Annotated in this window: 10 protein-coding genes; 7 read left to right on the plus strand and 3 right to left on the minus strand. The window is 64.2% G+C overall.

Annotation, left to right across the window (positions count from 1 at the left end; all coding sequences use genetic code 11):
• The first annotated feature begins 2 nt into the window (after positions 1-2).
• From H8F27_RS11105 to H8F27_RS11135, 7 genes are all read left to right on the plus strand, one after another.
• Positions 3-524 (plus strand): hypothetical protein, encoded by a 522-nt coding sequence (locus H8F27_RS11105; RefSeq protein WP_197148144.1) that lies wholly within the window; start codon positions 3-5, stop codon positions 522-524.
• A gap of 71 nt (positions 525-595) precedes the next feature.
• Positions 596-1,555: an IS1595 family transposase gene (locus H8F27_RS11110; protein WP_197148145.1), complete on the plus strand. Its 960-nt coding sequence runs from the start codon at positions 596-598 to the stop codon at positions 1,553-1,555.
• The gene (locus tag H8F27_RS11115) at positions 1,501-2,379 is read left to right on the plus strand and encodes a DDE-type integrase/transposase/recombinase (RefSeq protein ID WP_231596216.1); all 879 of its coding nucleotides are present in this window, start codon (positions 1,501-1,503) and stop codon (positions 2,377-2,379) included. Before H8F27_RS11110 ends, H8F27_RS11115 begins: the two co-directional genes overlap by 55 nt.
• 116 nt (positions 2,380-2,495) lie before the next feature.
• Positions 2,496-3,170 (plus strand): cupin domain-containing protein, encoded by a 675-nt coding sequence (locus tag H8F27_RS11120; RefSeq protein ID WP_197153523.1) that lies wholly within the window; start codon positions 2,496-2,498, stop codon positions 3,168-3,170.
• Between the two features lie 219 nt (positions 3,171-3,389).
• Positions 3,390-3,785, plus strand: a complete 396-nt coding sequence (locus H8F27_RS11125; RefSeq protein ID WP_197148146.1) for a cupin domain-containing protein — start codon at positions 3,390-3,392, stop codon at positions 3,783-3,785.
• Positions 3,786-4,392: 607 nt separating this feature from the next.
• Positions 4,393-5,859: a methyl-accepting chemotaxis protein gene (locus tag H8F27_RS11130; protein WP_197148147.1), complete on the plus strand. Its 1,467-nt coding sequence runs from the start codon at positions 4,393-4,395 to the stop codon at positions 5,857-5,859.
• Positions 5,860-5,907: 48 nt separating this feature from the next.
• Positions 5,908-6,417 carry a hypothetical protein gene (locus H8F27_RS11135; RefSeq protein WP_197148148.1) on the plus strand — a complete coding sequence of 170 codons (510 nt, stop codon included), beginning with the start codon at positions 5,908-5,910 and terminating at the stop codon, positions 6,415-6,417.
• Here the strand turns inward: H8F27_RS11135 and H8F27_RS11140 are convergent.
• The 3 genes from H8F27_RS11140 to hypD form a co-directional block, all read right to left on the minus strand.
• The gene (locus H8F27_RS11140) at positions 6,414-6,647 is read right to left on the minus strand and encodes a DUF3136 domain-containing protein (protein WP_197148149.1); all 234 of its coding nucleotides are present in this window, start codon (positions 6,645-6,647) and stop codon (positions 6,414-6,416) included. The genes H8F27_RS11135 and H8F27_RS11140 overlap by 4 nt on opposite strands.
• A gap of 104 nt (positions 6,648-6,751) precedes the next feature.
• Entirely contained in the window at positions 6,752-7,747 is a 996-nt protein-coding gene (gene hypE / locus H8F27_RS11145; protein ID WP_197148150.1) for a hydrogenase expression/formation protein HypE, read from the minus strand.
• 9 nt (positions 7,748-7,756) lie between these two features.
• Complete coding sequence (gene hypD / locus H8F27_RS11150) at positions 7,757-8,770, minus strand: hydrogenase formation protein HypD (RefSeq protein WP_231596669.1); 1,014 nt, start codon at positions 8,768-8,770, stop codon at positions 7,757-7,759.
• Positions 8,771-8,773: the final 3 nt, after the last annotated feature.

An 8,773-nucleotide genomic window follows, 5' to 3' on the forward strand; every position in this document is an offset into this window, starting at 1 on the left:
CGATGCCCCCACGTGCCCACCACCAGGCCGCTGCCGATCCAGTGGAGGAGCTGCGCTCCGCACCCGATCAGCAGGACGCCGACGGGGACGCGCTCTGGGAGCCGGTGGCGGTGGACCCCAGCCGGCCGATCAGCCAGACCAATCCACCGCGGCGTGCTCCCCACCACGTCCAGACACCCAGGGCAACCGCTGGCGAAGTCGAACGACGGATTGCTGAGGCCCAGCTGTGGATCGCTCAGCGGCTGCCGCTGCTGGAGATCAGGGCAAAAGCGGGCGAAAGCTGGGGGGTCAGCAACGTCAAGACGATCAATCGCTATCTCGACCTGGCGCGCATGCGCATGGTGGAGGAGCTGATCTCCGATCGTCGCCGTCACCAGGCCGAGCAGATCTTTGCCCTCAACGACTGCGCCCGCCGCGCCATGGACGCCGAGCAGTTCAGTGCTGCTGTGGGTGCCTTCCGGGTGATCGCCGAGATCGGCGGCCTGCTGCGGGCGCCGATCAAGCCACCTGAGGCGAAAAGCTGACTTGATTACCCAGCTCGCTCCGCGCACCGCGAGCCTGGGCCGTAGACTGGTACGCACATACCAGTTCAGTCATGGCGCGCAACGTCATCCAGTTCCAGAAAGGCCTTTCACTGCCTGACTTCCAGCGGCTCTACGGCACCGAGGTGCAATGTGAGGCTGCTTTGGAGAAGGCGCGCTGGCCCGGTGGGTTCCGCTGTCCCCGCTGCAATGGCCATGAGCATGGGCTGGTCTATGGCCGCAGGCTCAAGCGCTATCAGTGCCGCAGCTGCGGCCATCAGGCCACGCTCACGGCTGGCACGATCATGCAGGCCACGAAATTGCCTCTGACCACCTGGTTTCTGGCCTTTTACATGATCGGGCAGGCCAAAACAGGGATCTCCTCGCTGGAGCTCAGCCGCCACCTGGGCGTGAACTACGACACCGCCTGGCTGCTGCACCACAAGATTCTGCGGGCGATGGCTGATCGGGAGGAGGCTTACCTGCTGCGGGGAAAAGTCCAGATCGATGATTCCTACCTCGGCGGAGAACTGCCGGGCGGCAAGGCAGGTCGGGGTTCAGAGAACAAGATCCCCATCGTCGCGGCCGTCTCCTTGAATGAGGCGGGCCGGCTGATTCACGCCAGGATCACAGCCGTGAGTGGCTTCAGCTCAGAGGCCATCGCTGAGTGGGCCAAGCGCCATCTGGCGCCCGGCAGTCAGGTGCTCTCCGATGGCCTGGCCTGCTTTCGTGCCGTGACCACGGCAGGCTGCAGCCATCACGCCATCGTCACCGGTGGGAAGCACCCAAACGACTTGCCGCAGTTCCGTTGGATCAACACCGTGCTGGGCAACCTCAAGACCGGCTTCAACGGCACCTTCCACGCTTTCAATTTCAATTTCGACAAGTACGCCAGGCGCTACCTGGGCGGCTTCTGCTTCCGGTTCAACCGGCGCTTCTCGATGGTTGCGATGACTGATCGCATTGCCAATGCGGTCTGTTGCTGCATGCCCTGCACGGAGCGGGATCTCAGGGTTGCGGAGGCTTATGGGTAATCAAGAAGCTCTTTATTGGTTCAGAGAGCAGCTTCTATCGGGTGCTGCACCAGGCGGGTCAGTGCCACCGCCGGGGGAGGGCCAGGCTGCCTCAAGAACCGCGCTCGGTGCCGCGCCTCAGGGCGGATGGCCCGAACCAGGTTTGGAGCTGGGACATCACCTTTCTGCCGACCACGGTGCGAGGTGTGTGGCTCTACCTCTATTTGGTGGTCGATGTCTGGAGCCGCAAAGTGGTGGCATGGGATGTGGCCGAGGTGGAATCGGCCCAGATCGCAGCGGATCTGGTGCAGCGGGCCTGCCTCAAGGAGCGCTACCACCGCCCCAGCGGCTTTGGCAGCCGCCAGTGCCAGCAGCAGCCCCTAATACTCCACGCCGACAACGGCAATGCAATGCGTGGGGCCACGCTGGAATCACGGCTCGAGGAGATGGGCGTGCTCAGATCCTTCTCCCGGCCAAGGGTCTCAAACGACAACCCGTACTCGGAATCCCTGTTCCGTACGGTCAAATACCGGCCTGATTACCCGAGCCGGCCCTTTGCCAGCAAGGGCGAGGCCTGTGAATGGGTGGCAGCATTTGTGGATTGGTACAACCACCGGCACCACCACAGCGCGATCAAATTCGTGACGCCCCACCAGCGCCACAGTGGGGCTGTCGCGGCAATTTGCCAGCAGCGCACTGATGTCTACGAGGCCGCCCGCCGTGCCAATCCAACGCGCTGGAGCGGTGCCACCCGCTGCTGGAATCAACCGGCAGAAGTGTGGATAAACAAGCCAACAGAAGAGCCCGATCCGGTCCTGGCGCTACCCTTAATCAAGGCCGCCTGAATGGCAGCCAAGGAGTGACAACTTTCCTGAAAGTCACCGGCCCCGGGGCGAAAGTTGATGGGTGCCCCTTGCGGGCATCGGGCTTGGCGAACACCCGCAGAAGCAGAATCGCTGCCATGGAGCTCCATGCCGACCTCAACCAACGCGCCGTTCTGGACAGCAAAGCGTTGGAGTGGACCCCATCGCCCCTGCCGGGGGTGGAGCGACGCCTGCTCGATCGCCGCGGAGGGGAAGTGGCCCGGGCCACCTCAATCGTGCGCTATAGCCCCGGTAGCTGCTTTGAGCGCCACACCCATCGCGGCGGCGAGGAGATACTGGTGCTGGATGGCACCTTCTCGGATGAGCACGGCGATTACGGCGCCGGCACCTACCTGCGCAATCCCGTGGGCTCCAGCCACGCCCCCTTCAGCACTGGCGGCTGCACGATCCTGGTGAAACTGCAGCAGATGCACCCGTCCGATCAGCAGCCGCTGGTGATCGACACCACCCAATCCGTCTGGTTGCCGGGCCTGGTGAGTGGGCTGGAGGTGCTGCCCCTGCACGCCTACGGATCGGAGCACGTGGCCCTGGTGCGCTGGGCACCGGGCACGATGTTTCAACCCCACGGCCACCCAGGCGGCGAGGAAATCCTGGTGCTCACTGGTGTGTTCCAGGACGAGCACGGCACCTATTCGGCAGGCAGCTGGCTGCGCAACCCGCCCGCCAGCGTGCACCAGCCCTGGAGTGATGCGGGCTGCACCATCTGGGTCAAGACAGGCCATCTGCCGGCTACCCAGGGGCCCGATGGCTGAGAAGCCTGAGGCCGGCAGCCGCAGCAAGTTCCGCTTGTCATCCAGGAGCTGTTCTCAGGAAACAGCCTTGGATAGTGCAATGGATTGTGAAATGGGTTGTGAGAATCGTGTGGTCACAGGGTCTTCAGTTGTGGGCGGAAATCAGACTTAATGAAGAGAAAATCCAAACCGGTGCTGCTGGCCCTGGCGTTCTTGGCGGCTTGGGCTGGTGGCACGGGAATGGAAAATGTCCGCGCCGATGAGGGCCCCGGCGCTGCCGCCCTAGGCCTGAAGGTGGAAACCCTGAGCCGCAGCGATCGCTCCTGGAATGGGGACCTATTGCCCAAGCTTAACGATGTCCAAGCCGAAGTAACCGTGCTGCGCATCACGGTGCCTGCCGGGGTAACCCTGCCTCGCCATTCCCATCCAGTGATCAATGCCGGCGTGTTGCTGCAGGGAAGGTTGCGAGTCGAAAGCGACGATGGCTCCAGCCAATCCCTGCAACCAGGCCAGGCCATAATCGAAATGGTGAACAAAGTGCACCGAGGCGTCAGCCTGGGTCCTGAGCCAGCGGTGGTCGTGGTGGTTTACGTTGCACCAAAGGGCAGCCCCATCACGGTGCCAGCGTCACCTTGATGGGGCTGACAACCGTCAACAGCGACCGCGGCTCCCGTGGCCTGTCGATGAACAGGGTGGTGAATCTCAGCGCCAGCGAACAAGAGCACGTGGCGCTGCACGCCCCTGCAGGCAAGGTCGGGAGCTCAGTGGGTGCGACAACCTGTGCGGCACTAACCCATGAATAGCTACTGGGGCCTACTCATGGGGGCATCCGCGGCGGCGCCATACTTTGACCCCCATCTGCCCATTTTGTTCAGCCCAGATTCACGGCTAAAGGTAAAGGCCCCGGTGCTCGGCTGTGGTGCTCTGCCGTGGTGCCCGCCCCAAGGGGGACGGGAGCAGCTGGGGGTGAAGGGGCTGTTTCAACAAACCCGTTGCTACCGCCAAGTGATCCGAATGCCTGGCAGGACTTTTATTGCCACCAGCAAATGCGCGGGGATGGCACACTGCGGAATTTCTAGTGCACTCCCGGGCGGGCTCCCGGGCACGGGCCTGGGGACAGCAAAACTGGCGAAATTGTCTCTTGCAATAGGCACAAGATTAATTAGAATGCCATTTGCCTATCGCGTGCCGTCTGCAGAGATTCCACGCCCATAGCCCTTGCGGAAAGCCCCTGATGAACACGATGCGATTGCTCCGTTTGAGCACGCTGGGACCACTCTCTGGGCTCGTCATTCTTTCGATACTGGCATTCTTCAACCAACGATCCGTCAACCAAGCCCAGGCAAATCGCTACGAATCGCTGAAGTTAGCGTACGAATTGCGGGCCAGCTCAGACGAACTCACCAGACTGGCCCGAACCTATGTAGTGACCGGCAGCAAGGCCTATGAAGATCAGTACTGGCACATACTTGATGTGCGCAATGGTAGAAAAGCGCGGCCAGATGGCAGGACGGTTCCGCTGCGAAAGCTGATGCAGGAGCAGGGGTTTAGCGCCGAAGAGTTTGCCAAGCTGAAACAGGCCGAAGATAATTCAAACGCTTTAGTGACAACCAAAACCATCGCGATGAATGCCATCAAAGGCAGATTTGCCGATGGCATGGGAGGCTACACGCGCCAGGCGGCGCCCAATCCAGATTTAGCCCGCCGCATAATGCACGATCCTAAATATCACTCCGACAAGAAACTCATCATGGACCCCATAGGTGAGTTTGAGAACCTTCTCGATAGACGAACGGAAACAGCCGCCGAGAATGCCCGTCGGCTAGGCGATTCTGTGATGATTGTAGGCATGTTGATTGCCTCCACCGCCGCCATCTCAACTTGGTTCAGCCTGCGTCACCACGGAAACAAACTCCACGGCGCCATTGAGGAGCTCTCCTCCACTTCAGGATTTGTAGCCACAGGCGCCTCCCAGGTTGCCTCTTCCAGCCGCTACCTGGCCGATGGGGCCTCGGAACAGGTGGCGGCCCTCGAGGAAATCTCTGGTTCGGCAAGGGAGATGGGAAGCATGGCGACCAGCAACGCCGGGCGCACCCAGAACGCAAGTGAGCTGGTGTCACGCGAGCAGCAGAAATTCCAGGAAGCCACAGGGCAACTGGCCGAAATGGTGGGTGCCATGGAAGAAATAGACGCGGCCAGTGACCGCATCTCCAGGATCAACAAGGTGATTGATGAGATCGCCTTTCAGACGAACATCCTGGCCCTCAATGCGGCGGTCGAAGCGGCCCGGGCCGGTGAGGCTGGCCTCGGCTTCGCAGTAGTGGCCGAGGAGGTGCGGAACCTTTCCCAGCGGAGCACCAAGGCGGCCCGCGAAACTGCAGCTCTAATCGAGGAATCGAGTGCCCGCACGCGGCTCGGCAGGACGAAGGTGGATCAGGTGGCCGGCTCGATTCGCGAACTCGCTGGCCAATCGGCTGAGGTGCGTTCCCTTGTTGAGGATGTACGGCTGGGAAGCCGTGACCAGCTGCAGGCGATCGAACGGATCGGTGCGGCCATTGACCAGATCGAACGGGTGACCAAGCAATCGGCCTCAGGGGCCGTTGAGGGCTCGGCGGCGGCAGAGGAGTTGACAGCCCAGGCCAAGGGGCTTCGCGACGTTGTCAGCATCCTCGAGATGATGGTGGAATCCCGTCCTCGCCCACTCCGCTGAAGCATCACACCCCCAATAGCTCTATTTGCACTCCTCTTGCACTCCTGAATGGAATTCCCCACTGCCCTGCCCAGCGGCGCTGAACTCCTGGCCCTGGAGCGCCAAAGTCGCGCTGGCGGCAGCGGAGTTGGCCTGGCCGAGCTGGTGGGCTGCTGGCGGCTGGAACAACTCTGGAGTAAGGCGGAGGCCAAGCCCCTGGGCGCAACCGCTGCCCTGCTGCGCCAACTTCAGGCCAGCCTGACGATCGCCGTGGTTGACGAGAGCCCGGCGGCGGAAAGGGGCCCACTTTTTTCGGTGCAAAACAGCGTGCAATTGGGACCGATCCAGCTGCGCTTTCGCGGCCATGGAAGCCTGCGGGGCAAGCGGCCCCTGTTGGAATTCTGGTTTGAGGAGCTGGAGTTGCGGCTCGGCCCGCGCAGCATCTGGCGGCAAGCGATCCAGCGCCAGCCCCAGCCAAGGCGGCGACCCTTTTTTGCCCTGATCGCCAGTCAGCCCAACTGGCTGGCCGCCCGCGGACGGGGCGGGGGCTTGGCCCTCTGGCTGCGGAGTGCCAGCTAAAGAGGGGCCTTCAACTCCCGCTGCAGCAGGGCAAAGAGATAGTCAGGCTCGCGGTATTGGCTCGGCAGACAGTTGTGCAGAATCTCAAGCCGCTGCCAGCAGACGGTGCGACGCACCTTGGCGATTGTTTTACCCTCCCGAATCAAAAGACGCATGGCCTTGCAATAAAGGGAGTAGTTGGCTTCCAGTTCACCGATGGTGAGCCCGGGTGCGGTTGGGGATGCGGTCATGGAGAAGGCAACCTTGGGATCCAGGCAGATCCCTTGTGAACACAGGCTTTACTCTCTGCCCAACTACCGGTTTACCGATCCCCCCATCCGGGGACAATTCAGCTTCAACAGATGCGGGGCAGTAGCTCACCGCTGAGGGGCACCAACAGTCGTTCGGTGCCCAGGGCCGTGGTGAGCAGCACCCGCGCTCCCTTGGTGGCCGGCCGCACGCTGCCGATCCAGGCACCGCCTCTGGCCGCCAGTAGGGCCTGGGCCTGATCGCGGGCCGATGGCGGCACCACCACCACAAAGCGACCTTCATTGGCCAGATGCAAGGGCTCAAAGCCCAGCAGCTCACAGGTGCGCGCCACGGCTTCCAGCACCGGCAGGCGCCCCTCCTCGAGTGCCAGCTCCACCCCGGCCGCCTCCGCCAGTTCCTGCAGGGCACTGGCCAGGCCGCCGCGGGTGAGGTCACGCAGGCAGTGGATCGCCACGCCTGCCTCCAGCAGGGCCCTCACCTGGGGCCAGAGGGGCGCGCAGTCGCTGAGCAAGGGCGGCTGCAGCGCCAGGCCGTGGCGCGCCGCCAGGATCGCCACCCCATGGCGGCCCAGGTCGCCGCTCACCAGCAGCTGGTCGCCTGGCTGGATCGCCGTGGGATCGATCGGCGCCGGCGCCTCCACCACGCCGATGCCACTGGTGGTGAGGAAGATGCCATCGGCCTTGCCCCGCTCCACCACCTTGGTGTCGCCCGTCACGATCGTGAGCTCGCAGGCCCGGGCTGCCGCCGCCATCGAAGCCACAACGCGCCGCAGCAGCTCCAGCGGCAGCCCCTCCTCCAGGATCATCGCCACGCTGAGGTGCAGGGGCCGGGCCCCTGCCATCGCCAGATCATTGGCGGTGCCGATCACCGCCAGGCTGCCGATGTCGCCACCGGGAAATTCCAGCGGCTGCACCACATAGCCATCGGTGCTGAAAGCAAGCGGACCCGGGGGCAAATCCAGCCGGGCCGCATCGTGGAGCACCTGGGCGTGATCGGCGTAGAGGAGCCGCAGCTCCTGGTCGATCAGCTGCTGCATCAGGGTGCCGCCACCGCCATGGGCCAGCTGGATGCGTTCACCCATGGCGATCCCTCATGGGGCCTGGCGCCGGTAGCGGTAGTAGGCGGCGCAGGCCCCTTCGCTCGACACCATCGGAGCCCCCAGCGGCTGCTCCGGGGTGCAGGCCGAGCCAAAGGCCGGGCAGTCGGTGGGGATGGCGCGACCCTGCAGGATCGGGCCGCTGATGCAGGGGGTCTCAGGCTGGGGCCCGCCCTGGGCCGGGGCCAGGCCAAAGCGCTCCAGGGCGTCGAAGCCCCGGTAGGCCGGGGCAAAACCAAACCCGCCGCCGGCGATGGTGCCCAGGCCCCGCCAGGGCCGATCCACCACCACAAACACCTCCTTCAGCAAGGCCTGGGCCGAACCGTTACCCCGCTCCCGCACCACCCGGCCGTAGGCGTTGGCGAGGGCCGGGGTACCGGCCTCGAGCAATTGCACCAGCTGCACCAGGCCCGCCATCACATCGGCCGGCCCAAAGCCCGTCACCACCACCGGCACCCGCTGGCGTGCCACTAACTCGCTGAGCTCGGCGGTGCCCATCACCGCAGCCACGTGGCCGGCCGCCAGGAAGCCCTGCACCTGGTTGGCAGGATCCTGCAGCAGCGCCACCATCGCTGGCGCCACCCGCACATGGGCCAGCAGCACACTGAGATTGGCCAGCCCCAGCTGCCGCGCCTGGCGCAACAGCAGGGCCGTGGCCGGTGCCGTGGTTTCAAAACCCACCGCCAGGAACACCACCTGGCAAGCGGGCGAGCCCTGGGCCAGGGCGATGGCCTGCAGGGGCGAAGTGAGCAGGCGCACATCGCCGCCGGAGGCCCGCACGCCGAGCAGATCAGCGCCGGCGGCGCTGCCTGGCACCCGCAGCATGTCGCCGTAGGAGCAGAGGATCACCTCCGGCCTGGCCGCCAACTCCAGGGCCCCATCGATGAGCTCAGCCGGTGTCACACACACCGGACAGCCGGGCCCATGGATCAGCCGCAGCCCTGGCGGCAGCAACTGGTCGAGCCCCCAGCGCAGGATGGCGTGGGTTTGCCCGCCACACACCTCCATCAC

The organism is Synechococcus sp. CBW1108 (assembly GCF_015840335.1).
Classification (GTDB): Bacteria; Cyanobacteriota; Cyanobacteriia; order PCC-6307; family Cyanobiaceae; genus Cyanobium_A.

Coding starts and splice junctions, on each gene's coding strand:
- H8F27_RS11105 (WP_197148144.1), top strand. CDS start 3: ATGCCCCCACGTGCCCACCACCAGGCCGCTGCCGATCCAGTGGAGGAG.
- H8F27_RS11130 (WP_197148147.1), top strand. CDS start 4,393: ATGCGATTGCTCCGTTTGAGCACGCTGGGACCACTCTCTGGGCTCGTC.
- H8F27_RS11110 (WP_197148145.1), top strand. CDS start 596: ATGGCGCGCAACGTCATCCAGTTCCAGAAAGGCCTTTCACTGCCTGAC.
- hypD (WP_231596669.1), bottom strand. CDS start 8,770: ATGGAGGTGTGTGGCGGGCAAACCCACGCCATCCTGCGCTGGGGGCTC.
- H8F27_RS11135 (WP_197148148.1), top strand. CDS start 5,908: ATGGAATTCCCCACTGCCCTGCCCAGCGGCGCTGAACTCCTGGCCCTG.
- hypE (WP_197148150.1), bottom strand. CDS start 7,747: ATGGGTGAACGCATCCAGCTGGCCCATGGCGGTGGCGGCACCCTGATG.
- H8F27_RS11120 (WP_197153523.1), top strand. CDS start 2,496: ATGGAGCTCCATGCCGACCTCAACCAACGCGCCGTTCTGGACAGCAAA.
- H8F27_RS11125 (WP_197148146.1), top strand. CDS start 3,390: ATGGAAAATGTCCGCGCCGATGAGGGCCCCGGCGCTGCCGCCCTAGGC.
- H8F27_RS11140 (WP_197148149.1), bottom strand. CDS start 6,647: ATGACCGCATCCCCAACCGCACCCGGGCTCACCATCGGTGAACTGGAA.